Raw genomic sequence first — 23,423 nt, 5'->3', positions numbered from 1 at the left:
TCAGGGCCTCCTCGATCAGGGTCTCGACGATCTTCGACTCGGGAACGGTCTTGATCACCTCGCCCTTCACGAAGATCTGCCCCTTGCCGTTGCCCGAGGCCACCCCCAGGTCCGCCTCACGCGCCTCGCCCGGACCGTTCACGACACAGCCCATCACCGCGACCCGCAGCGGCACCTCCATGCCCTCCAGACCGGCGGTGACCTCCTCCGCGAGCTTGTACACATCCACCTGCGCCCGCCCGCACGAGGGGCACGACACGATCTCCAGACCACGCTGACGCAGGTTCAACGACTCCAGGATCTGGATCCCGACCTTGATCTCCTCCGCCGGCGGCGCCGACAGCGAAACCCGGATCGTGTCCCCGATCCCCTCCGCCAGCAGCGCCCCGAACGCCACCGCCGACTTGATCGTCCCCTGGAACGCCGGACCCGCCTCCGTCACACCCAGGTGCAACGGGTAGTCACAGGCCGCCGCCAGCTGCCGGTACGCATTGATCATCACGACCGGGTCGTTGTGCTTCACCGAGATCTTGATGTCGCGGAAATCGTGCTCCTCGAACAGCGAGCACTCCCACAGCGCCGACTCGACCAGCGCCTCCGGCGTCGCCCGGCCGTACTTCTCCAGCAGCCGCTTGTCCAGCGAGCCCGCGTTCACACCGATCCGGATCGGCACACCCGCGCTCTTCGCCGCCTTCGCGATCTCGCCGACCTTGTCGTCGAACGCCTTGATGTTGCCCGGGTTCACCCGGACGGCCGCGCAGCCGGCGTCGATCGCCGCGAAGACGTACTTCGGCTGGAAGTGGATGTCCGCGATCACCGGGATCTGCGACTTCTTCGCGATGATCGGCAACGCGTCCGCGTCGTCCTGCGAAGGCACCGCGACCCGCACGATCTGGCAGCCGGACGCGGTCAGCTGCGCGATCTGCTGCAGCGTCGCGTTGATGTCCGAGGTCAGGGTGGTGGTCATCGACTGCACCGACACCGGGGCGTCGCCGCCGACCGGGACGTTGCCGACCATGATCTGCCGGGAGACCCGTCGGGTGGCGAGCGGCTTGAGCGGCAGGGACGGAATACCGAGCGAGATCGCGGTCATGTGCGCAGGGTTCCCCGGAGTAGAGGTGACGGACGCCGGGTGCGCGGTGATCGCACACCCGGCGTCCAACGGTACGGCACCCGCGAACCCCCCGACGCCCAGCCCCTTTTTTGGAGCTCGGTTCACCTCCGGGCGCTTTGACCCGGTGCCGACGTTCCTCGCTCCGGCACTCCCTCGTTCCTCGGTCGCTTGTCGCTCGTCTCCGCGGCGGCGCCGCTGATCGGGCAGAGCCGGCACCGGCGCGCCCTTCGGCTCACTCGCGTGAGCGGCCCGTCAGCTGATCTTGACCGGGTTGATCACGTCGGCGATCAGGACCAGCAGCGTGAAGCCGATGAAGATGCTGGCCACCACGTACGCCAGCGGCATCAGCTTGGCCACGTCGAACGGGCCCGGGTCGGGCCGCTTGACGAGCTTCGCGGCCTGGCGGCGGATCGACTCCCACAGGGCGCCGGCCACGTGGCCGCCGTCCAGCGGGAGCAGCGGCAGCATGTTGAAGAGGAAGAGCGAGAGGTTGATGCCCGCGAGCAGCTGGATCATGAAGGCGATCCGCTGGCTGGCCGGCAGGTGCATCGAGAAGACCTCGCCGCCCACCCGGGCCGCGCCGACCATGCCGACCGGACCGTCGGCCTGCCGCGGGGTGCCCTTGACCACCGAGTCCCACAGCCCCGGGATCTTGGAGGGCAGCGAGACCAGCGAGTGGATGCCGGTGTCGGCCATGTCGGACATCTTGCTCAGGCTCTCGCCGAAGCCCAGCTGGACCACGCCGGTGGTCGGGCTGATCCCGAGGAAGCCGGCCGTCGTGGTGGCGTTGCTCGGCAGCGGGGCGCCGTACTTGTCCACCTTGTAGACCGTGTTGGTGCCGATCGACGCGGTGAGCGTGAGCTGCTGCCCGTTGCGGTCCACCACGATCGGCACGGTCTTGCCCGCGGAGTCGCGGATGTCCGTCTGCAGCCGCTCGTAGTTCTTGATCGGGTCACCGTTGAACGAGAGCACCCGGTCGTGGGCGCGCAGCCCGGCCGCGGCGGCCGGCGAGTCCGGCTTGTTGGTGCAGTCCTGGGTGGTCTGACTGGCCGGGACCACGCACTGCGAGACCGACTGGATCACCGGCAGCGACTGGGCCACGCCGAAGCCCATCATCACGGTCAGGAAGAGCCCGAAGGCCAGGATCAGGTTCATGAACGGCCCGGCGAACATCACGATGACGCGCTTCCACGGCTTGCGCGTGTAGAAGAGCCGGTCCTCGTCGCCGGGCTGGAGCTCCTCGTAGGACGCCTCGCGGGCGTCCTCGATCATCGAGCGCCAGGGCGAGCTGCTGCGCTTGGTGATCCGGCCGTCGTCGCCGGGCGGGAACATCCCGATCATCCGGATGTACCCGCCGAACGGGATCGCCTTGAAGCCGTACTCGGTCTCGCCCTTCTTGCGGGACCAGATGGTCGGGCCGAAGCCGACCATGTACTGCGGCACCCGGATCCTGAACAGCTTGGCCGTCGACAGGTGGCCCAGCTCGTGCCAGGCGATCGAGAAGAGCAGCCCGACGAAAAAGACCGCGATGCCGAGCACCGTCATCACTGTTGTCACCGTTGGTCCTCCGTCATACCGCTCCCACCAGCCATCTTCCTGCGATCGGCCACGCCGGTCAGCCCGCTGCCAGCTCGCGGGTCCGGGCGCGCGCCCAGGCCTCCGCATCGAGGACGTCCTCGACGGTCAGCGAAGTTCCCGCGACCGGGCTGCCGTGCTCGGCGACCACCTTGGCGACCGTGTCCACGATGCCGGTGAAGGCCAGCCGCCCGTTCAGGAACGCGTCCACGCACTCCTCGTTGGCGGCGTTGAAGACCGCCGGCGCCGTGCCGCCGAGCGTACCCACCTCGCGGGCCAGCGCCACGGCCGGGAATGCCTCGTCGTCGAGCGGGAAGAACTCCCAGGTGGCGGCCTTGGTCCAGTCGCAGCCGGGGGCCGCGTCCGGTACCCGGTCCGGCCAGCCGAGGCCGAGCGCGATGGGCATCCGCATGTCCGGCGGGCTGCACTGGGCCAGCGTTGAGCCGTCCGTGTACTCCACCATCGAGTGGACCACCGACTGCGGATGGACCACGACGTCGATCCGCTCGAACGGGATGTCGTAGAGCAGATGCGCCTCGATCACCTCCAGGCCCTTGTTCACCAGGGTCGCCGAGTTGATCGTCACGACCGGGCCCATCGCCCAGGTCGGGTGGGCCAGTGCGTCCTTGGGGGTGACGGCGGCGAGCTCCTCGCGGGTGCGGCCGCGGAACGGGCCGCCGCTCGCGGTCACCACGAGCCGGCGCACCTCGCGCGGCGTGCCGGAGGTCAGCGCTTGGAAGAGCGCGGCGTGCTCGGAGTCCACCGGCACGATCTGGCCGGGCGCGGCGACCGCCTTGACCAGCGGGCCGCCGACGATCAGCGACTCCTTGTTCGCCAGCACCAGCACCCGCCCGGCGCGCAGCGCGGCCAGCGTCGGGGCCAGGCCGATCGAGCCGGTGATGCCGTTGAGCACCGAGTGGCAGGGCAGCGCGGCCAGCTCGGCGGCGGCGTCCGGGCCGGCCAGCACGGTGGGCAGCGGGCGCCCCGCGGCCTTGGCCGCGAGCGCCGCGCGCAGCGGCGCCTCGGCCTGCGGAGCGGCCACTGCGACGGTGTGCACGCCCAGCTGGAGCGCCTGCTCGGCGAGCAGCTCGACCTGACCGCCGCCCGCCGAGAGCGCGACCACCCGGAACCGGTCCGGGTTGCGGAGCACGATGTCGATGGCCTGGGTGCCGATCGAGCCGGTGGAGCCGAGGATCACCAGCTCCCGCGGGCCTGACGGGTCATCGACGACCGGAGTGAAGCGCAGCTGTGGGTGAGCGAGCGAGTTCATGCCGACCATTGTGACCCGAGTGCCTGAGCGCGCGGACCCCGACCGGGAACCTGCCACCGGACCGGCACACGGCGCCGGCCCACGGCGGTCGGCACGGAGCGATCAGCACGGAGCTGGCAACACGGAGCTGGCAACGCACGGCGGCCGCCGGCTCCGTCGTGGAGCCGGCGGCCGCCGGGGACCCGGTCGGTCGGGACGCTGCGGTCTACAGGTCCAGGCCGGTGAGCACCAGGACGCGCTCGTAGGTGAAGTCGTCCATCGCGTACTTGACGCCCTCGCGGCCGACGCCGGAGTCCTTCACGCCGCCGTACGGCATCTGGTCGGCGCGGTAGGACGGCGCGTCGCCGATCACCACACCGCCGACCTGCAGCTCGCGGTGGGCCCGGAACGCGGTCTGCACGTCGTGCGTGAAGATGCCCGCCTGCAGGCCGAACTTGGAGTCGTTGACCGCGGCGAAGGCCTCCTCGGTGGAGTCCACCTTCTGCAGCGTCAGCACCGGGCCGAAGACCTCGGCGGTGGCCAGGATCGCGTCCGCGGGCACCTCGGCCAGCACGGTCGGCGCGTAGTTGGCGCCCTGCCGGCTGCCGCCGGTGAGCAGCTTGGCGCCCTTGGCGACGGCGTCATCGACCCAGGACTCGACACGCTGCGCGGCCCGCTCGTCCACCAGCGGACCGACGTCGACCGCGTCCTCGGACGGGTCGCCGGTCACCTGGGCCTGCACCTTGGCGACCACCTTCTCGACCAGCGCGTCGTACACGCTCGCGTCGGCGATCACCCGCTGCACCGAGATGCAGGACTGGCCGCCCTGGTAGTTCGAGAACATCGCGATCCGGCCGGCGGCCCACTCCAGGTCGGCCTCGCTCGACCAGTCGGCGAGCACCACGGCCGCCGCGTTGCCGCCGAGCTCCAGCGTGACGTGCTTGCGCGGCACTGAGTCCATGATCTGGTAGCCGACGGTGTCCGAACCGGTGAAGGAGATCACCGGCAGGCGGTCGTCCTGCACCAGCGCGGGCATCTTGGCGTTCTCCACCGTCAGCACGCTCCAGGCGCCGGCGGGCAGCTCGGTCTCGGCCAGCAGCTCGCCGAGCAGCAGCGCGGAGAGCGGGGTGGCCGGAGCCGGCTTGAGGATGATCGGCGCACCGACCGCGATCGCCGGGGCGACCTTGTGCGCGACCAGGTTCAGCGGGAAGTTGAACGGGGCGATGCCCAGCACCACGCCGCGCGGGAACTTGCGGACCACCGCGAAGCGGCCCACGCCGCCCGGGTCGGTGTCCAGCCGCATGGTCTCGCCGTTGGTCCGGCGGGCCTCCTCGGCGGCCCAGCGGAAGACCGAGGCGGCCCGGCCGACCTCGCCACGGGCCCACTTGATCGGCTTGCCGTTCTCCGCGGTGATCAGCCGGGCGATCTCCTCGGTGCGCTCGGTCAGCCGGCGGGCCACGTGGTCCAGCGCGGCCGCGCGCACGTGCGCCGGCGTCGCGGCGAAGACCGGCAGGGCGGCGACGGCGGCCTCGACGGCCTCCTCCACCTGGGCGTCGGTGGGCACGCTGACCGTGCCGACCAGGCTGTCGTCCCAGGGGTGGCGGACCTCGAAGCTGCTCTCGCCGGTCGCCTGGCGGCCGGCCAGCCAGAATGCGTGGGTCGTGGTCACGGTGATACCGGCCTCTCCTCGTCAGTGGGTTTCCCGCTCAAAGGTAGGCGGACCGGAACCCAAAACGGATTGGACAAGGTGGCGCAGTACCGGCGGCTCCGCCGTACAGAGTGGCCGACTCCACCGGCCGCCGACAGGCCCGGACGACGCGCCTACAGCGTCGCCGAGTCCTCGCCGGAGCGCAGCGCCAGCCACAGCTCCATCCGGACGTCCGTGTCGTCCAGCGACCGGCCCAGCAGCTCCTCGACCCGGCGCATCCGGTAACGCAGCGTGTGCCGGTGCACCCCGAGGTCGGCCGCGGCGGCGTCCCACTGGCCGTGCCGGGAGAGCCAGGCGCGCAGGCTCGCCACCAGGTCGCCGCGGGCGGTCCGGTCGTGGTCGCGCAGCGGGCGCAGCAGGCCCTCGGCGAAGGCCGCCACCGCGTCCTCGCCGAGCAGCGGCAGCAGCGAGCCCGCGCCGACCTCCTCGTGCCCGACCGAGCGCCGGCCGCCGCGCAGCGCCACCGCGAGCGCCCGCTCGGCCTGCGCGTAGGCGCCGCCGGCCTCGTCCACCGGGGCCGGGGCCGAGACGCCGAGCGCCAGGCCCTCGTGCTCCTCCACCGCGCCCAGGCAGGCCCGGTGCACCGCGCCGCCGTCCACCGCGAGCAGCACCAGCCGCTCCGGGTGCACGGTGCCGTCCTTGCCCTTCTCGCCGGCCGGCTCGCGGGCCACCAGCAGCTTCTCGCCGGCCCGGCCGCCCGCCTGCTCGGCGCGCTCGGCCAGCTCGGTCAGGTCGTGCACCGGGACGTCGGCCTCGGCCTTCTCGGCGCCCGGCGCGGCGCCGGCCACCAGGATCCGTATCGTCCCCTCCGGCAGGCCGCCGAACAGGCCGCTGGCGACCTGGCGGGCGGTGGTCACCTGGCCGGCCAGCACCAGGCGCAGCAGTGCGGCGCCCATCCGCTCCTCGGCGTGCCGCAGCTCGCGGGAGCGCTCCAGGGTGAGCGTGAGCAGCGCGACCGCGGCGTTCAGCACGTAGCGCTCGGTCGGCGTGATCCGGTCCTCGGTGCCGACCGCGAGGAACCCGCGGGCCCGCCGGTCGGCGCCCAGCGACTGGACCACCACGAAGTCCTCGTCGGCGGTGTCGAAGCCGGGCGCCCGGCCCTGCAGCGCCGCACTGGCCGGGGCCGGGCGGCGGCGCAGCCGGTCCACCTCGGAGGCGAGCCGGGCCGCCCGGCGGGCCGCCCAGTCGGGGGCCACCACCGAGAGCGCGCCGGAGCTGTCGTACAGCGCGGCCCAGCCGCCGAGCCGGGTGGCCAGCCGGCGCACCACGGCCGCCGTGCCGTTCTGGCCCAGCGCCGCCCGGGTGAGCTCCTCCTGCGCCTCGAAGCTGGTGGTCACCGCCTCGTACTGCTCGGCCGCCAGCGCCGCCGAGACGGCCTTGCTGATCGCGATGAACGGCGTCGGCTCGGGCACCCGCAGCAGCGGCAGCCCGCGCTGCGCGGCCGCGTCCACCAGCGGCTGCGGCACCTCGGTGTGCGAGAGCCCGACACCCAGGCCCAGACCGACCACGCCGGCATCGGCCAACCGGTGGACGTACGCCTGCAGGCCCTTGCTGCTCTTGCCGAGCTTGATCCCGGTGGTGAGCAGCAGCTCGCCGCCTTCGAGGAACGGCGTGGGATCGTCCAGCTCACTGGTGTGCACCCAGCGGACCGGGCGCTCCAGGTGGTCCGCTCCGGCGAGGACCGTCAGATGGAGCGAGGTGTTGCGCACGACGGAGGCGAGTGTGGGGGGCATGGCACCTTCGGTGGGACGACCCGGCGGCGTCACTGCGACCGAGCGGCGAGGAGGAGGGTTCGCCTCTCATTATGGACGCTGCGGACAAGCCGTGACGCCTAATCCACCGCCGCGTAACTAACCGAATGCCTGTCGGGTGACCGCGCAGCGTGGCCACCGGCCCGCTCAGGCGCGCAAGTCCACCAGCAGCGGCGGCACCTGTTCCCCCGTCACCGCGGTCAGCGAGACCACCGCATGGCCGCCCGGCAGCGCGTGCGCCAGGTCGGACGGCGACCAGCGCTGCCGCTCCACCTCCCGGGTGGTCACGCTCTCGGTCTGCGCGGTGGTCCCCGACAGCGCCTTGCGCAGCAGCCGCCCCGACTTGCGCAGCATGCCGCCGGAGGCCTCCGGGGTCCGCGTCACCGCCCGCTCGGCCACCAGCACCGTGCCCCAGGCCTCCGAGAACAGCCGGCCGTCCCACGGCGCGATCCCCGGGAACGCCATCCGGCAGCCGACCGCGGCGAACAGCGGCGCGCGCAGCGCCTCCGGCAGGTCCACCAGGCTGCGCAGCAGCAGCACCGCCCCCGCGTTCGCCCCGTGCAGCCGGCGCAGCCCCTGCACCGCGCCGGTGTCCAGCGCGGCCGAGGCGTCGTCCACCACCAGCCCGGCGAACAGCGAGCGGTCCTCACGCGCCGCGGCGGCCTGCAGGAACTGGCCGACCACCAGCCGGGACAGGATCCGGGCCGCCTCCGGGTGGCTGCGCTCGGGCAGCTTCACCCGCACCCGCAGCGGGTGCTCCAGCGCCCGCATCGCGAACGCCGGCTTCGCCGCCTCCCCGCCCTGGCCGGCCTGGTTGAAACAGCCGGCGAAGGCCGGCCGGTCGAGCAGCGCGAGCCGGTCCGCGAGCAGCGCCCCCGGATCGTCCGCCCGCCCCTGCCGACTGCGCCGGTGCTGGACGTCCGGCTCGTGCAGCACCAGCCGGCCGCGCTCGCGCAGCGCCGCCGTCAGCGCCGCCCAGGCCTGCTCCTCCCCCGCCAGCAGCGCCCGCAGCTCGCGCACCGCCGGATACCGCCCGTACCCCGCGTGGAACGGCCCCACCACCTGCTGCATCGCGATCCGCGCGCTCTCCGCCCGCGAGGTCAGCTCGTCCGGCAGCAGCGCGTCCGCCAGCCGGGAGGCCGCGGCGTCCGGCTCCGCCGCCGCCCCGTACAGGTCCAGCCCGTACGGCGACGCCGGATCCCCCGGCGCGATCACCACGTCGAAGCCGCCGTCCGGCCCGAGCTCCGCCTCGGCCGCCCCGACCACCACCACACACGCCGTCCGCGCCAGCGCCTGCAGACAGAGCGCCTCCACCACCGGCCGCGCCAGCCGCCCCGTCTTCCCCGTCCCCGCCGGCCCGACCGCGAGCAACGAGGTCCCCAGCACCTGCTGGTCCAACGCGAACCCGGCCCCCCGATGGGCCACCGGGTTCTTCACCACGTCCTGCGTCGTCCCCAGCCGCACCTGCCCGACCAGCAGATCGTGCTCCGCCACCCGCCCCACCAGATCCCGCGCCTGCGAAGGATGCGCACAAGCCGCCGCCCCCCGCCCCACCACCTGCTCCCGAAACGCCCCGACCAACCCGACATCGGGCTGCGCAACGGCAACGAGATCACGGAAGACCCGATTGATCCGGACGTAGTCGACGTCGGTGACCCTTGCCGCCGCGGTCTCCAGCGCAAGCCGTCCCGCGGCCTCCAGCTCTCCGGCGTCGCGCAGGGCCTGCCAGGGGTCGGTTCGCGCCGTGGCACCCTCGGCGGCCGACTCGGGCTCTTCCTGGGTCACCGCACCGGCCAACCGGGGGGCGCCGAACCGACGCCAGACCTCCATCCAACGGCCCATCCGACCGAAGATGAAGATGACGAGGACGGCCACCGGTGCGTTCTCCAGCAGGATCACCGGCAGCGCGTAGCTCGGGGAGATGTCCTGGATTCCGAAGACCTCGCCAAGGATGAAGGACTCCAGCTCGCTGGCGTACCAGAACGCGATCCAGGCGACCAGCACGTTCAGGCCCGCGCGCAGCAGCAGCGCGACAGTGGAGACGTCGTCCTTTTCGGTGACGCGCTCCGGATCCACCGGCTTGTAACCGAGCCGGTAGACCCCGGCGCCCGCGACCGGTCGGGGCGCCGTCGCCCACTCGGTGAGCCGCGATGGCGCGGCCGCCGTCGCCTGTCGGCCGCTCTGGTGGGGCATTCGGTCCGCGTGGGTGGCTCCACCGTCCGCCCGGGGTGCCAGCTCCGTCGGAGACCCGCCCGTGCCGTCCATCCCCATTGCGGCCCCGCTCCCTTGCCCCGACGTGCCCGGCTGTCTGTCTACCCATGCCGCCTGGTCGGCGACACGCCCGCGCTCAATGTAGTGGAGCGCGAACCGCACGCAGCCGTCCGGCGGACGCTGGCCGGTGAGGACAAGTCAGACGGCCCAGTTCTCCCCACTGGCGCATGCCGCCCCACCACTGCCCGCCGTAGCCTGCAAGAACCGAGCCAAAGCCGATCCCCTGGAGATACCCCCATGAGCGCTGCACCGCTGCTCCCGCAGGAGCGCCGCCTGGTCACCGCGATCCCCGGCCCGAAGTCGCAGGAGCTGCAGGCCCGCAAGCTGGGCGCGGTGGCAGCCGGCGTGGGCACCACGCTGCCCGTGTACGTGTCGCGTGCCGGTGGTGGCGTGATCGAGGACGTGGACGGCAACAGCCTGATCGACTTCGGCTCCGGCATCGCCGTGACGAACGTCGGCAACAGCGCCGAGGCCGTGGTGGCCAAGGCGAGCGAGCAGCTGGCCGCCTTCACCCACACCTGCTTCATGGTGACCCCGTACGAGGGCTACGTCGCCGTGGCCGAGCAGCTCAACGACCTCACCCCGGGCGACCACGAGAAGCGCACCGCGCTGTTCAACTCGGGCGCCGAGGCGGTGGAGAACGCGGTGAAGATCGCCCGCGCCTACACCAAGCGGACCGCCGTCGTGGTGTTCGACCACGGCTACCACGGCCGGACCAACCTCACCATGGGCCTGACCGCGAAGAACATGCCGTACAAGCACGGCTTCGGTCCGTTCGCGCCGGAGATCTACCGGGTGCCGGTGGCCTACCCCTACCGCTGGCTGACCGGCGCGGAGAACTGCGCCGCCGAGGCGGCCGCGCAGGCGATCGACATGATCAACAAGCAGATCGGCGCGGAGAACGTCGCGGCGATCATCATCGAGCCGATCCAGGGCGAGGGCGGCTTCATCGAGCCGGCCAAGGGCTTCCTGCCGGCGATCGTGGAGTTCGCGAAGGCGAACGGCATCGTCTTCGTCGCGGACGAGATCCAGACCGGCTTCTGCCGCACCGGCCAGTGGTTCGCCTGTGACGACGAGGGCATCGTGCCGGACCTGATCACCACCGCGAAGGGCATCGCCGGCGGTCTGCCGCTGGCCGCGGTGACCGGCCGCGCCGAGATCATGGACGCCGCGCACGCGGGCGGCCTGGGCGGCACCTACGGTGGCAACCCGGTGGCCTGCGCCGCCGCGCTGGGCTCGATCGAGACCATGCGGACGCTGGACCTGAACGCGAAGGCGCAGCGGATCGGCGAGGTCATGCTGGGCCGGCTGCGCGCCATGCAGGAGAAGTTCGACGTGATCGGCGAGGTCCGCGGCCGCGGCGCGATGATCGCGATCGAGCTGGTGAAGCCGGGCAGCAAGGAGCCGAACCCGGAGTTCACCGCCGCGGTGGCGAAGGCCTGCCACGCCGAGGGCCTGGTCGTGCTGACCGCCGGCACCTACGGCAACGTGCTGCGCTTCCTGCCGCCGCTGGTGATGCCGGAGCACCTGCTGACCGAGGGCCTGGACATCATCGAGGGCGCCTTCTCGCTGCAGGGTGCCACGGCCGGCGTCTGACCGACCGTCCACGGTGCGCCCGGTGCGCCTGCCCCCCGGGGGGGCGGGCGCACCGGCGTATCCGCCACTCCGGTGACCACACCACCCGCTACCGGCTGCCCGCCGAGCCAATGGTCTGCCCGCTGCCCGGCCAACGGTCTGCCGTCCACTTGTCGGCGTCCTCGACCGCCCGGTGAAGATACTGTGCGAAGCCGGGCAAGTCGGACCCGTCGCGAATCCGCTTGACGTACTGTCGGGTGCAGATGGACAGCGAGCCCCAGCCCACAGTCGGCCCGTCGACAACCGGTCGACCGGCCCGGTCGGCCGACTGCGAAGGCAACCGCGAGGACAACCAGGCGCCGGATTCGGCGCCGACACAGGACCGATCGACCGCCCGTCCGGCCCACACCCCCCGGGGCGCACGGAACGGCGATCACCCCAGCCGCCCCGGAGCTCTCCCCCCCGCTCCGGGGCGGCTTCCTCGTGCACCCGAGCAGCTGCCCGACCGTGCGCCCGGTTCGGTACCCGACTGGGTGCCCGACGCGCTGCTTCCGCTGCTGCTGGGGGTGCTGCTGGTCGTGGTCTCCTGGCAGGTCGCCGTCTCCGGACCACTGCTGTGGCTGGACCGCCGGGTCCGGGCCGACGTCCTGAGCGAGCGCCGCACCCTGCACAGCGGTCTGCTGAACGGCGCGGGCGAGCTCCTGTCGGACCTCGGCAGCGTGCTGCCGGCCATCCCCGTGCTGCTCGCCGCCGGTGTGCTCGCCGCCTGGCGCTGCCGGCTCGGCGGACGGCGGCGCTGGTGGCTGCCGGTGCCGACGGCCGCGGCGGCGGCGCTGCTGATCCCGCTGATCGTGGTGCCGGCGAAGAAGGCGTTCGCGCGCCCCGGGCCACTCGGCGCGCCGGTTCCGCACGGCGGCCTCGGCTGGTACCCGTCCGGGCACACCACGACGGCGTGCGTCGCCTACGGCGTCGGTGCGCTGCTGATCGGCCGCACACTGGCGGCCACCGGACGGCGACTGCTGTACGCGGCGACGGCACTGCTCGGCCTGGGGGTCGGGCTGGGACTGATCTGGTGCGACTACCACTGGTTCCTGGACGTGCTGGCGGGCTGGTGCCTGTCCGGGCTGCTGATCTGGTGCCTGGCCCGGTGGCTGCCGCCACCGCTGCGCGGCGCCTGAGCCGACGGCCGACGCCCTGAGCCCCGGGCCCCCGGGCGGCGGCCGCCGCCCGGGACTACTCCTCGGTGTTGCGGTGCACCAGACCGGGCTCGCCGGTGTCCCGGTGCCACTCCACCACCAGCTCGTCCTTGGCGCCGAAGCGCACCAGGTGACGGCCCACCACGTCCTCCAGGTCGCCCAGCTTGGCGGCCTCGCCCTCGACGGCGAGCAGCAGCGCGTCCGGCTCGGCGAGCAGCGTGGCGGTGCCGGCGGCGAAGGTCAGCTCACCGCGGCCGGTGTCGGCATCCCAGTTCGCGGTGATCTTGCGGCCGAGGTGGGCGGCGAGCTGCTTGGCATAGCGGGCGGACCGGTCGGTGGCGACCCGGGCTTCGGAGCGGGACATGGCTTCCTCCGGACGGACGGGGACGAGGAGTTGCCGGCCCCGGGAGCTGTCCCGGACGAGTCGGCAAGCAGATACTGAGCCTAGCTCAACATGTGACTGGCTCCCTACCTCGCCCGACCGCTACCCTGGGCGCACTCACCCCGTCGAGGAGCCCGCGCATGACCAGCTCGCCCACCGACCCGGCCGTCCCGCACCCGGCGGCACCGACCGCGTCCGACGGCATCGCGCCCGACGGCGCAGCCGAGCTGGCCGACGAGCTGACCCGGGCGATGAAGCGGATCCGCCACCGGACCGTCGACCGGCTGGAGCCGTACGGGCTCACCCCCGGGCAGGGCCGGGCACTGCGGGTGCTCGCACACGCCGACGCCTGCGAGACGCCCGGCCGCGCGATCCGGCTGAGCGAGCTGGCCGAGCGGCTGAACGTCGCGCCGCGCTCCGCCACCACCGTGGTGGACGCGCTGGAGCAGCACGGTCTGGTCGAACGCGTACCCGACCCGGCCGACCGGCGCTCGGTCGGGCTGCTGCTGACGGCCGCCGGACGGGCGGCGGTGGAGCGGGTCGCGCTGGTCCGCCAGGAGGTCGCTCAGGACTACTTCAGCGGCACCGACCCGGCGGACGTCGCCGTGATGCTGCGCGTGCTCAGGGCCGCGGAAGCGGCCTACCGGTCCTCGGACGGGTGCCGCCCCGACCACGGCCCCCAGAGCCGTTCCGGACACCGCCGCTAGCCGGCACCACCGATAGCCGGCACCGGCCGGCTACTTCGCCAGCCCGATCACCAGCCACATGAAGCCGACGCCGACCAGCGTGCAGAGCAGCGTGGCGCGTGAGGGGTGCGGGCTGTGCGCCTCGGGGAGGATGTCCGAGGTCGCCAGGTAGAGCAGGAAGCCGGCGAAGAAGCCCAGGTAGAGCCCGAGCACCCGCTCGGGGATGGTGAACAGCAGCGTGATCGCCGCACCCGTGACCGGGGCCAGCGCATCCGCGGCGAGCAGCGTGATCGCGCGGCGGCGGTTGTTCCCGTACAGGCGGGTGACCGTGTACGTGTTGAAGCCGTCCGCGAAGTCGTGGGCGACCACGGCGATGGCCACCGCCGTGCCGACTGTGTGCCCGGCCTGGAAGGCGGCGCCGATCGCGAAGCCGTCCATCACGCTGTGGCCGACCAGCGCACCGGCGGCGGTCAGCCCGAGGCCCTGCACCGGTTCGCCCTGCTGCGCGGTGCCGCGGGCACCGGCGTGGGCGTGGGCATGCGCGTGGGTGTGCGCGTGCGCCTGGCCTAACGCGTGCGTGTGCGAGGCGTACTCCCCCTCGTGCATCCGGTGGATCGCGACCGCGCGCTCGATGCAGTGGATGGCCAGGAACCCGGCCGCGAACATCAGCAGCGCCTCCGGCACGCCGTGGATCTCCTCCGGCGCCTGGGACACCGCCTCGGGCAGCAGATCGAAGGCGGCCACCCCGAGCATCAGCCCGGCCGCCAGGCCGAGCACCAGGTGCCGCCGGTCACCGGTGCGCTGGGCGACGTAGCCGCCGATCAGCGTCATCAGAAAGGCCCCGACGGCGACGAGTATCGCGGTCATCCGGTTGCTCCCGACCCTCCGGCCGCACCCCCACGCGGCGGCCCGCGCGGCAGGGTCACGACCGAGTCCGCCGGCCGGCTCCCCCGATCGGCCGCAACCCTTTCGGCCCAGCCTGCGCCGTCCCGCCCGCCCCCGCTCGCCGAGAGCCGTCCCCGCCCCCGCTCCCCGGCCCCGATCGCCTACGACAGGCCCTACGGCATGCCCACCGTCAGCGGCAGGCCCAGGTGCGTCTCGGCCAACGCGCGGAAGCCGTCGCCGTCCGCGAGATGGATCCGCCGGAACTCCTCGGTGTCCACCAGGTCCAGCGCCTCCTCGGTGAACGCCCCCGCCGTCAGCCAGAGCCCGTTGCCGGCCGACTCCTCGGCCACCGCCTCCGCCAGCGTGCGGACCTCGTCCGCGCCGACCCGGCCGGGCAGCCGGGAGGCGCAGATCACCCAGCGGCCGGGCAGCGCGCTGTCCGGGGCGCCGCTGCCCGTCGCGACCAGACCGTCCCGGCCGCGCAGCCGGACGCTCCAGTCGGCCAGCCCGCCACGGGTGAACAGCTCCCGGACCAGCACCGCGAACTCGCCCGGCGAGAGGTCGACGACGGCCGGCACCGCGGCACCTGCCGTCGCGAACGGCTGGACGGCGGCCCGCGCATACGGGTCCGGACTCACCGAGGCACCCATGTCGCGCAGCCGGACCAGCGCCTCGTCCTGTTCCGCCGCCGCGTAGACACCGGGTTCGCCCTCCTCCTCGACCGGTACCGCCTCCGACACCAGCCGGGTACGGGCCAGCGCGTCGCGGTCGGCGTCCACGGTGAGCAGGCAGGTGCCCTCCGGCTCGTGCAGCCAGCCGTTGAGCACGACACCGGCCAGGATGCCGTCGGTGTCCACCGCGTCCGCCGCCTGCAGGGCGCGCAGCGCCAGCCGGGCGACCAGTCGCAGGTAGTCGGTCGCGCGGTCGGCGGGCGTCCGCGGGACCGGACTGATCTCGCCGTCGGAGGTCAGCCGGTAGCCGTCGAGCGAGGGCACCAGGCCGAGCGGCGGCAGGTCGAGGTCGAGTACGGCGGTCCGGGTGAGCGGCCGGAAGACCGCGTGACAGGCGGCGGGCAGGTCGGGGGTCGCCGCCTCGGCTGCGGCAAGCGCGCGTTCGAGCAGCGATTCGACGGCGGCCGGTTCGGCTTGCCGGTAGGCCCGGCGACACTCCTCCAAGCTGTCGTTGTACTCCTGCACGGCCCGGGCCCGCGCCTGTTCGGCCTGCTCGTGGGCCAGCCGGGAGGCCGCCTCGGCCGGATCCGCAGCCGCCGCCTGCTCGGCCCGCCACTGCCGCAACGCCCGCTGGTGGTCCAGCCGGGCCTGGGCCAGGCCGCGCTGATAGCCGGAGTCGAGCAGCCGCTTCGTGGGAGCGGCATCCGGATCGGCCTCCGGCTCCGGCGGCGCGAAGTCCGCCCAGCACGGCTCGCGCCGCGACTGCGCGTCGGCACCGTCCGGGTACGGCCTCGGCTCGTAGCTACGCCGCTGGCTCTCGAAGTCCATCGCGCTGACCGGCAGCGCGAGGCGGTCGAGCAGCCCGGCCAGCCGCTGCTGCTCGGCGCGCACCGTGGCGGTCCGGTGGTGCGTCAGCTGGGCGGCCCGGCCGAGCGCGGCCACCGCGGGGTCGTGCCCGTCCAGGAGCCCGCCGTCAGCGCCATCACCACGGCCACTGCCACTGCCGCTGCCACCGGCATCGCCGTCGTCCGCGCGGACCGGGCTGCCCGGCCCGTCCGAGAGCTCCGGGCCGACCGATGGGCCGGGCAGGCGTACCTCACCCTCAGGGGCGCTGCCCGGTCCACCGAGCACCGAGGCCAGGAACCCGGCGCTGCGGTCGAGGACGTGGTCGAATGCCGACTGGCGCTTGTTCGGATCCTGCATCGGCGGTCGGTCCCCCATGCTCGAACGGGCGTGTCTCCGGTGGCCGGACACGCTCATCTGAGGAAGCAACCCCCGGCCGGAGCCGGAGGAGGCATACCCCCTGCGAGCATTCTCCACCGTCCGGCCTCCGAGTGAAGGCAGACCATCGGACCTCGGGGTCGGGCGCCCCGAACCGGGGAACCGTCAGATATGCGCTCCCAGCTCTGCCTCCGATCCGGCTCCCGGCTCTGCCGTCAACTCGCCGCCCATCGCTCTCAGTTGGTTCTCGTGTTGGTGAGATGGAGTCCGATGTAGCCGACATAGATCCGACCGCTGCCCGAACAGTCGTCGAGGTAGTGCAACCGCGGTGCGGTGCGGCCACCACCGATCCGCAGGTGGGCTCCCATGAACGCGCGCCCGCTCGGATCGACGGCGGCCGGGACCGCGAACATCCGCTCACGACGCATCTTGGTGTGACTGCACACCGTCCGGGACTCGTTGCGGACCGCCTTGCGCGGCGGGAAGTGGCTGCCACCGACCGGCGCGTGCTCGCACCACTGCTTGAAGTCACCGCCGGCCGCGCCGTGCACCGCGACGGCGGCGTACTCCTGCAGGGCCGTCAGGCCGTCCCAGGTGAGCCTGACCCAGTTGCCGCCGATCGTGTGCTGGTCGAGCGCGAGCGTCTCCTTCTCGTCGCCGGTGAAGCTCAGCAGCGGGAACTCGCGCATCCGGTACAGGAGTTCGGTGAAGCTGGCCGGGCCGCCCGGTGCGCCGACCGGCCGCTCGGCCTGGCCCGGTGCGCTGCCGCCCGGCGGGCAGAGCCTGCTGCTCAGCACCCGCAGCTGGGCGCTGACCCGGCGCAGCGCGGTGCTCTGCAGTTCGTTCTCGGCGCGCAGGTGGAGCTCACGCCGCCGCGAGCGGTGCAGGCTGCGCCTGACCCGCTGCAACTGCTCGGCACCGGCCTGCTGGGACTGCGCCAACTCGACAGCCAGTTCGTCCAGTTGATTCTGATCCGACCCGCCCGGCAACCCGCTCGGCGAGCTCGGCACAACAGCCAGGGCCGGCGGACCCAGCGGAGCCGGCGGAACCACCGGGATCAGCCGGACTCGTAGTGCCGGGACCCGGGACAGCGGACCGGGCAGCGGCGCGAGGTCGGCCAGCCGGCGCGGCTCGCGGGCCAGCAGCGCGGCGGCCCGGCGCGGCTCGCTCTCGATCCGGTAGCGGGGCAGCACCAGGTGGCGCTGCGCGTCCCGCCGGGAGGCCGGATCCACCTCGGGCAGGTAGGTGCGCAACGCACCGCCGTAGACCGCGTGGTACTCCAGCGCGGTGTTGAACGCGACCCGGGCGCCCGGGTCGAGCACGTAGCCGATCGCCAGGCCGGCGACCCCGGGCAGCAGCGGCGCCAGCAACCGCTCCGTCCAGAACCGCGGATCGAGGTCGGCGGGCACGCTGGCGATCACGACGGGCAGCCGCCGGGCCGGATCGCAGAGCTCGTCGATCACGCCGTCCACCTCGGCGGCCGTGATGATCCGGGGCAGTGCGCGGACCTCGGCCGCGCCGTCCAGCGCGTCGATCAGTGGCAGCAGGCCGTGCACGAGGTCGGGTACCGGCACCCGGACCGGGGTCCGCACACCGGGGTCGGCCGACTGGTGCTCGGCCTCCAGCCGAAGCCAGGTCGGGCCGCCGGCATCGGCCGCGATGGTGAGAGTGAGCTGGTGGGTGCCGTGTGGGGCGGGGGTCCGCAGTCGGCGGCGGGTGTAGTGCCCGGGTGGCAGGGCCGGATCCCGGGGCGGCAGCGGCCCGGCGTCCCGGTCGAGCAGGACCCGGTCGGCCAGCCGGTGGCGGACAGCAGCCGCACTCGCGGCGACCGGTGCCGGCGGTGGTGGTGGTTCGGCGTAGCCCTCGTGCTTGAGCCAGGCACCGAGGCACTGGTCGGCGAGTGCTACGGCATCGTCCTTGGACTGACGGGTCGTCACCGTCATCCGGTAGGGAGTCGCCTGGCCGGGGGGCTGGGGGCGGCCGGGGCTGGGGGCGGGGGCAGCGTCCGCGCGCGGCGCGGTGCGGTCGGTCTTCATGGGTGGTGCCTCCGTGGTGCGCGGTGGGGTCTGACGGTCCTCCATCGACGGGTTGATGACTGGCTTCGGCCGGCCGGTGCCGACCTGGTCCTTGCGGTGAGAACGCCGAATCCCGGAGCTGAAGTTCCAGGTCCGGGCCTTATTAATTCGTTTGAGTGTCGTCTGCGCGTTGCTTGACGGATCGGCGGACGACTGGTGTACAGCAGCCGCGGGCGCCCGGCGTACGGCCGGCCGCGGCGGTTCGCACGGGTCCGGTCAGGCGCTGCTCAACCGCTCCGCAGGCGCCAGCAGATCGCCGTCGGGTCTGCCGGTGCGGATCAGGCCGAGATCGGGTGGCGACGCCGGCACCGAGAGTGGGCAGCCTTCCGCCACCTGGTAGTTCGCCAGGATCACCACGGGCTCGTCACCGTGGTTGTAGCCGATGTGCAGTTGCTCGGGGAGCTCGATCAGGAACTGACCGGGCCGGGTGATCTCGACCGTGCCGTCCTCCAGCACCCGGGTCAGCGTCCCGGACAGCAGAACCGCCTGCACCATGGCCGGATGGTAGTGCCACCCGGTGTTCGCGCCGGGTTCGATGGTGACAGTTCGGATCACGGCCATGTCGGATCTGCTCCTGTGACTCGACGGTCTTGCCAGGCTACTGACCGTCAGACATGGCGGAAACCGAATCCCTGGGCTTTGGCCGAAAGAACATGCGGATTCATCAGCCCGGCTTCAGCGGCCTCCGGCCGGGCCGGTCACCGGCACCTCCAGATAGGTGTGCCCCGCGGCGACCGCGACCGCCGTGCCCCCGCTGGCCTCCGCGAGCCAGGTGTGGAAGGCCGCCAGCTCCGGCTCCGGGACGCCCACCTCGATCTGTACCCCGGCCGCCTCGTACTGCAACCCGCGGACGGCGTGGCCGGCCGCCCGCAGGTCGTTCTCCAGCCGCCCGGCCCTGGTGTGGTCCGCCGCCACCAGCAGCAGCGCGACCGGGCGGCGTTCCAGCAGGCCGATCTCGTCCAGAGCCTCGGAGACCACTCCGCCGTAGGCCCGCACCAGCCCGCCCGCACCGAGCAGCACGCCGCCGAAGTACCGGGTGACCACCGCCACGGTGTCCGTGACCTCCCGTCGGCGCAGCACCTCCAGCATCGGCACGCCCGCGGTGCCGGCCGGCTCGCCGTCGTCGTTGGAGCGCTCCCGGCGCTGTTCGGCGCCGAGCACGAAGGCGGTGCAGTTGTGCCGGGCGTCCCAGTACTGCTTGCGGATCCGGGTGATGAACTCCTGCGCCGCCGCCTCGTCGCCGACCCGGGCGAGATGGCAGATGAACCGGGAGCGCTTCACCTCGATCTCGTGACTGCCGTCCGCCCGGATGGTGAGGTAGGGCTTCGGCGCTGGCTGCGACATGGCGGGCGGGACTCCAGGTGGACGGGGGCGGGACCGGTCCCAGCAGCCTATCCACCCGGCGACTGGCACCCCCCGGAAGCAGCCGGGAGCCCGCTCCGGTCAGCGACCGGCCAGTGCGTCCAGCTGCTTGCGGTCCAGCCCGGTCAGCTCGGTCACCTCGGCCGCATCGACCGCACCGCAGTCCAGGCCGCGCAGCAGGTAGCCGCTGAGGGCCTTGGCCGTGGCCGGCTCGTCCATCACGTCACCGCCCGCCTTCGCCACGTACGCCGCCAACCGGGCCGCCGCGGCGGCCAGCCCCTCGCGGTAGAACGCGTACACGGCCGCGTAGCGGGTCGGCAGGTGCGCCGGGTGCATGTCCCAGCCCTGGTAGTAGGCACGCGCCAGCGAGCGCCGGACCAGCCGGTGGTGCAGGTTCCAGGCCGCGAAGACCTGCTCGGTGGGGCCGGTCGGGATCACGTTGGTCGAACCGTCCGAGAGCCGCACCCCGGTACCGGCGGCGGCCACCTGCATGACGGCCTTCGCGTGGTCGGCCACCGGGTGGTCCATGCTCTGGTAGGCCGCGCTGACCCCGCACGAGGCGCTGTAGTCGAAGGTGCCGTAGTGCAGACCGGTGGCCCGGCCCTCGGCCGCGTCGATCAGCAGGGCCACCGTCGCCCGGCCGTCGGCGCCGAGGATCGCCTGGGTGGTCTCGATCTGGATCTCGAAGCCGATCCGGCCGGCCGGCAGCCCGGCCCGCTGCTCGAAGTCCTCCAACAGCCGGACCAGCGCGGTGACCTGGGCGGGATAGGTGACCTTGGGCAGGGTGAGCACCAGGCCCTCGGGCAGCCCGCGGCCGTCCTCCAGCAGCGTCCCGAGGAAGAGCTCCAGCGTGCGGATGCCCCGGTCGCGGACCGCGGCCTCCATGCACTTGATCCGGATGCCGATGTACGGCGGGGCGGTCCCGTCGGCCACTGCGGCGGCGACCAGCTGGGCCGCGCGGACCGCCTCGGCGTCCTCCTCGGCGTCGGGGCGCGGGCCGTAGCCGTCCTCGAAGTCGATCCGCAGGTCCTCGATCGGCTCCCGCTGGAGCTTGGCCCGGACCCGGGCGTGCACCTCGGTGATCAGCTCGTCGGCAGGGACGCCGAGCGCCTGGGCGAGCTCGGCGGGCGTCGCCGCGTGCGTGTCCAGCGCCGCCAGGGCCTGGCGGCCCCAGTCGGCCACGGTGTCCGCCGCGAACGCGTCGGCCGGGACGTAGACCGTGTGCACGGGCTGCCGGGTCCCGGAGTCACCCGGGTACCTACGGGCCAGCTCGGCATCGACCGGCTCCAGCAGCGCGGCCACCGCGGCGCGCGCGGCAGCGGAGAAACCCGGGCCCTGCGGGACCGCTCCGGCGGCTGCGCCGCCCACCTCGACCTGCGACATCCGACTTCCTCCACGCTGCTTCTCAGACTGCTTCTCAGACTGCCGATCTTCAACAGTTTGTTGATGCGAAGGTAACCGGGCCACCGCCGGGCGTCAATGGGTGCCCAAAAGCCGAACAGCCCCGCCGCGGTGCGCGGCGGGGCTGGTCAGGGTGGAGATCGGGGGTACCGGTGGGGCTCAGGGGTACCAGGAGTACTACTCGCGTCCCATCGTCGCGTAGCGGTCCTGGAGCTGCGGCCAGATCCTGGTCATCTCGCTACGGGTGGGCGGGCTGCCCGGCCGCTGGCCGGAGACGCCGTACTCGGTGAAGAGGTACTGCGCCAGCCGGTCCTGGTCGGGGTCCTGACCATGCGTCTCCTGGTAGGCGACGAGCGCCTCCAGGCCCAGATCCACGGTCAGCTGCGGGCCGGACTGCGCGCTGGCGAAGAAACCCGCGCGCTCGGTCGGCGCACCGGTCGATTCGGCCTGCGCCTCGGCGCCCTGTCCGTCGTACCGCTCCTGCTGAGGCTGGGCGGCCTGCTGAGTCGGTTGCTGCTGCTGCGACACCGGGACCTTCGGGGCGAAGACATCGACCAGCTCGGTGCCGTGTGCCCGCGGCTGCTCGTGCTCGGCCTGCGCGACCTGCTCGGCCTGGTGAGCCGGCGCCGGGAGCCGCCCGTCGGCGAGAGCGATCAGCTCGGCCGCGGTCAGCTGGCGGCGCTCCTCGGCAACCGCAGCGGGCTGCTGCGCCTGCGTCGGCCGGCCCTGCTCGGGGGCCGCGGCAGCTTCGGTCGGCGGGACGTCCTGTCGAACCGTCGCCTCCGCACCCGGCTCGTCGGCCGAGGGCCGCGGCGCCTTGAACCACGGCGACGCCTGGTTCGGCTGCTGGGTCCCGTCGGCCACGGCCTGCCGCGGGGCGGGCACGGCGCCGGGCGGCAGGCCCTCCGGCGGCTGGGCCGCCGTCTGACCGGCCCTGATGTCGCGCAGCGCGGTGACAGGGCGGCCCGGCTTCGCCGGTGAGACGCGCGCACCGTACGGCGGCACCAGCGGCGGGTTCGCGACCTGCGGCTGGCTCGGCCCGGGCGCGGGCGCCGTGGCAGCGGCCGCGACCTGGGCCGCCGCCGCCGGCACCGAGCCGGCCGAAGTCTCCGTATCGCCGCCGCTGTCACGCCAGCGCGCGTTGGCGAGCTTCGCAAGCATCGGCACGGCGACCGCTGCGGAGACCGCCGGCACCTCGGCGGCCTCGGCGGCCTCGGCCACCGCAGCCGCCTTGCGCGGCGCGGCATCGGCCTGGCCGAGCTCGCCGTCGATCCGGTCGAGCAGCGTCACATCGAGCGGGACGCCGTACTTGGCCAGCTTGAGCGGCAGCAACGCCTGGATCGGCGCCGCCCGCCGCCAGCCGCGCCCGTACCGGAAGCGCAGCTGCGCACGGTAGACGAGACGGTTCTGCTCCAGCCGGACGACCTCGTCGTAGGAGCGCAGCTCCCACAGCTTCATCCGTCGCCAGAGCCGGAAGGTCGGCACCGGGGAGAGCACCCAGCGCATCAGCCGGACGGACTCCATGTGACGGTCCGCCGAGATCGCCGCGATCCGGCCGACGGCATGCCGTGAAGCCTCGACCACGACGACGAAGAGGACCGGGATCACCGCGTGCATACCCATGCCGAGCGGATCGCCCCAGGATGCGGCGGCGTTGAAGGCGATGGTGGCGACGGTCAGCAGCCAGGCGGTCTGACGCAGCAGCGGGAACGGTATCCGCAGCCAGGTCAGTACGAGGTCCAGCGAGAGCAGCACCACGATGCCGGCGTCCACACCGATCGGGAACGCGTACGAGAAAGCGCCGAAGCCCTTGTGAATCGCCAGCTCGCGCACCGCCGAGTACGACCCTGCGAAGCCGATGCCGGAGATCAGGGTCGCGCCGCCCGCCACCACACCTAGCAGCGCCCGGTGTGCACGGGTAAGGGTAGGACGTGCCATTCGTTGATCAACCCCTGGGTCGGGACTCGGACCATCGGGATCCTACTCGGACATCTGTTCAGCCCTGTGCACTCCCCCTGTCAAGGGGGTTACAGAACGCGAAAAAGCCCCTGGCCATTGCTGGCCAGGGGCTTTCCCTGAATGATTGTTCGGCGGCGTCCTACTCTCCCACAGGGTCCCCCCTGCAGTACCATCGGCGCTGTAAGGCTTAGCTTCCGGGTTCGGAATGTAACCGGGCGTTTCCCTCACGCTATGACCACCGAAACACTATGAAACTGTCAACCGCACCACACCGTGACCTGGTGTGGGGTCGTTGTTTCAGAACAACACAGTGGACGCGAGCAACTGAGGACAAGCCCTCGG

17 protein-coding genes and 1 rRNA gene are annotated in these 23,423 nt (G+C 73.0%); 3 read left to right on the top strand and 15 right to left on the bottom strand.

All coding sequences use genetic code 11. The features are described 5' to 3' along the window. From ispG to AC060L_RS36285, 6 genes are all read right to left on the bottom strand, one after another. Positions 1 to 1,093, bottom strand: a 1,093-nt coding sequence (ispG, locus tag AC060L_RS36310; RefSeq protein ID WP_483803266.1) for a flavodoxin-dependent (E)-4-hydroxy-3-methylbut-2-enyl-diphosphate synthase, incomplete at its 3' end; no start/stop codon positions are given. Positions 1,094 to 1,366: 273 nt separating this feature from the next. Next, positions 1,367 to 2,671: a M50 family metallopeptidase gene (locus AC060L_RS36305; protein ID WP_483803265.1), complete on the bottom strand. Its 1,305-nt coding sequence runs from the start codon at positions 2,669 to 2,671 to the stop codon at positions 1,367 to 1,369. A 58-nt stretch (positions 2,672 to 2,729) separates the two neighbouring features. Beyond that, positions 2,730 to 3,959, bottom strand: coding sequence for a 1-deoxy-D-xylulose-5-phosphate reductoisomerase (gene dxr, locus AC060L_RS36300; protein WP_483803264.1), 1,230 nt, complete (start codon positions 3,957 to 3,959; stop codon positions 2,730 to 2,732). Between the two features lie 205 nt (positions 3,960 to 4,164). Next, a complete protein-coding gene (locus tag AC060L_RS36295; protein WP_483803263.1) occupies positions 4,165 to 5,607 on the bottom strand; it encodes an aldehyde dehydrogenase family protein in 1,443 nt (480 codons plus the stop codon). Between the two features lie 152 nt (positions 5,608 to 5,759). Then, a complete protein-coding gene (locus tag AC060L_RS36290; protein ID WP_483803262.1) occupies positions 5,760 to 7,379 on the bottom strand; it encodes a PucR family transcriptional regulator in 1,620 nt (539 codons plus the stop codon). Positions 7,380 to 7,544: 165 nt separating this feature from the next. After that, positions 7,545 to 9,590 (bottom strand): ATP-binding protein, encoded by a 2,046-nt coding sequence (locus tag AC060L_RS36285; protein WP_483803261.1) that lies wholly within the window; start codon positions 9,588 to 9,590, stop codon positions 7,545 to 7,547. Positions 9,591 to 9,905: 315 nt separating this feature from the next. Between AC060L_RS36285 and gabT the strand changes: the two genes are divergently transcribed. Next, the gene (gabT, locus tag AC060L_RS36280; RefSeq protein ID WP_483803260.1) at positions 9,906 to 11,264 is read left to right on the top strand and encodes a 4-aminobutyrate--2-oxoglutarate transaminase; all 1,359 of its coding nucleotides are present in this window, start codon (positions 9,906 to 9,908) and stop codon (positions 11,262 to 11,264) included. Positions 11,265 to 11,776: 512 nt separating this feature from the next. After that, entirely contained in the window at positions 11,777 to 12,421 is a 645-nt protein-coding gene (locus tag AC060L_RS36275; protein ID WP_483803259.1) for a phosphatase PAP2 family protein, read from the top strand. Positions 12,422 to 12,476: 55 nt separating this feature from the next. On the opposite strand, the gene AC060L_RS36270 is transcribed toward AC060L_RS36275, so the two are convergent. After that, on the bottom strand, positions 12,477 to 12,803 hold the full coding sequence (locus tag AC060L_RS36270; RefSeq protein WP_483803258.1) for a DUF2218 domain-containing protein: 327 nt from the start codon (positions 12,801 to 12,803) through the stop codon (positions 12,477 to 12,479). Between the two features lie 158 nt (positions 12,804 to 12,961). On the opposite strand from AC060L_RS36270, the gene AC060L_RS36265 reads away from it, so the two are divergent. Beyond that, a complete protein-coding gene (locus AC060L_RS36265; protein ID WP_483803257.1) occupies positions 12,962 to 13,528 on the top strand; it encodes a MarR family winged helix-turn-helix transcriptional regulator in 567 nt (188 codons plus the stop codon). 30 nt (positions 13,529 to 13,558) lie between these two features. On the opposite strand, the gene AC060L_RS36260 is transcribed toward AC060L_RS36265, so the two are convergent. The 8 genes from AC060L_RS36260 to rrf all read right to left on the bottom strand — a co-directional run bounded on the left by AC060L_RS36260 (position 13,559) and on the right by rrf (position 23,324). Further along, on the bottom strand, positions 13,559 to 14,374 hold the full coding sequence (locus tag AC060L_RS36260) for a ZIP family metal transporter (protein ID WP_483803256.1): 816 nt from the start codon (positions 14,372 to 14,374) through the stop codon (positions 13,559 to 13,561). A 191-nt stretch (positions 14,375 to 14,565) separates the two neighbouring features. Further along, a complete protein-coding gene (locus tag AC060L_RS36255; protein ID WP_483803255.1) occupies positions 14,566 to 16,266 on the bottom strand; it encodes a restriction endonuclease in 1,701 nt (566 codons plus the stop codon). A 254-nt stretch (positions 16,267 to 16,520) separates the two neighbouring features. Further along, positions 16,521 to 18,320 carry a hypothetical protein gene (locus AC060L_RS36250; protein ID WP_483803254.1) on the bottom strand — a complete coding sequence of 600 codons (1,800 nt, stop codon included), beginning with the start codon at positions 18,318 to 18,320 and terminating at the stop codon, positions 16,521 to 16,523. A gap of 255 nt (positions 18,321 to 18,575) precedes the next feature. Then, complete coding sequence (locus AC060L_RS36245) at positions 18,576 to 18,920, bottom strand: cupin domain-containing protein (RefSeq protein WP_483803253.1); 345 nt, start codon at positions 18,918 to 18,920, stop codon at positions 18,576 to 18,578. 114 nt (positions 18,921 to 19,034) lie between these two features. Continuing rightward, positions 19,035 to 19,703: a YigZ family protein gene (locus AC060L_RS36240; protein ID WP_483803252.1), complete on the bottom strand. Its 669-nt coding sequence runs from the start codon at positions 19,701 to 19,703 to the stop codon at positions 19,035 to 19,037. Between the two features lie 99 nt (positions 19,704 to 19,802). Next, positions 19,803 to 21,104, bottom strand: coding sequence for a DUF6986 family protein (locus AC060L_RS36235; RefSeq protein WP_483803251.1), 1,302 nt, complete (start codon positions 21,102 to 21,104; stop codon positions 19,803 to 19,805). Between the two features lie 195 nt (positions 21,105 to 21,299). Further along, positions 21,300 to 23,060 carry a DUF2637 domain-containing protein gene (locus AC060L_RS36230; protein WP_483803250.1) on the bottom strand — a complete coding sequence of 587 codons (1,761 nt, stop codon included), beginning with the start codon at positions 23,058 to 23,060 and terminating at the stop codon, positions 21,300 to 21,302. Positions 23,061 to 23,207: 147 nt separating this feature from the next. Then, positions 23,208 to 23,324, bottom strand: a 5S ribosomal RNA gene (gene rrf / locus AC060L_RS36225). Between the last annotated feature and the right edge of the window lie 99 nt (positions 23,325 to 23,423).

This window comes from Kitasatospora sp. NEAU-69 (assembly GCF_057158765.1).
The sequence above is the reverse complement of the archived record's forward strand: the minus strand, read 5'-3'. Positions and strand labels throughout refer to the sequence as shown.

Coding starts and splice junctions, on each gene's coding strand:
- dxr (WP_483803264.1), bottom strand. CDS start 3,959: ATGAACTCGCTCGCTCACCCACAGCTGCGCTTCACTCCGGTCGTCGAT.
- AC060L_RS36290 (WP_483803262.1), bottom strand. CDS start 7,379: ATGCCCCCCACACTCGCCTCCGTCGTGCGCAACACCTCGCTCCATCTG.
- AC060L_RS36285 (WP_483803261.1), bottom strand. CDS start 9,590: ATGCCCCACCAGAGCGGCCGACAGGCGACGGCGGCCGCGCCATCGCGG.
- gabT (WP_483803260.1), top strand. CDS start 9,906: ATGAGCGCTGCACCGCTGCTCCCGCAGGAGCGCCGCCTGGTCACCGCG.
- AC060L_RS36270 (WP_483803258.1), bottom strand. CDS start 12,803: ATGTCCCGCTCCGAAGCCCGGGTCGCCACCGACCGGTCCGCCCGCTAT.
- AC060L_RS36265 (WP_483803257.1), top strand. CDS start 12,962: ATGACCAGCTCGCCCACCGACCCGGCCGTCCCGCACCCGGCGGCACCG.
- AC060L_RS36260 (WP_483803256.1), bottom strand. CDS start 14,374: ATGACCGCGATACTCGTCGCCGTCGGGGCCTTTCTGATGACGCTGATC.
- AC060L_RS36255 (WP_483803255.1), bottom strand. CDS start 16,266: ATGCAGGATCCGAACAAGCGCCAGTCGGCATTCGACCACGTCCTCGAC.
- AC060L_RS36250 (WP_483803254.1), bottom strand. CDS start 18,320: ATGAAGACCGACCGCACCGCGCCGCGCGCGGACGCTGCCCCCGCCCCC.
- AC060L_RS36245 (WP_483803253.1), bottom strand. CDS start 18,920: ATGGCCGTGATCCGAACTGTCACCATCGAACCCGGCGCGAACACCGGG.
- AC060L_RS36240 (WP_483803252.1), bottom strand. CDS start 19,703: ATGTCGCAGCCAGCGCCGAAGCCCTACCTCACCATCCGGGCGGACGGC.
- AC060L_RS36235 (WP_483803251.1), bottom strand. CDS start 21,104: ATGTCGCAGGTCGAGGTGGGCGGCGCAGCCGCCGGAGCGGTCCCGCAG.
- AC060L_RS36230 (WP_483803250.1), bottom strand. CDS start 23,060: ATGGCACGTCCTACCCTTACCCGTGCACACCGGGCGCTGCTAGGTGTG.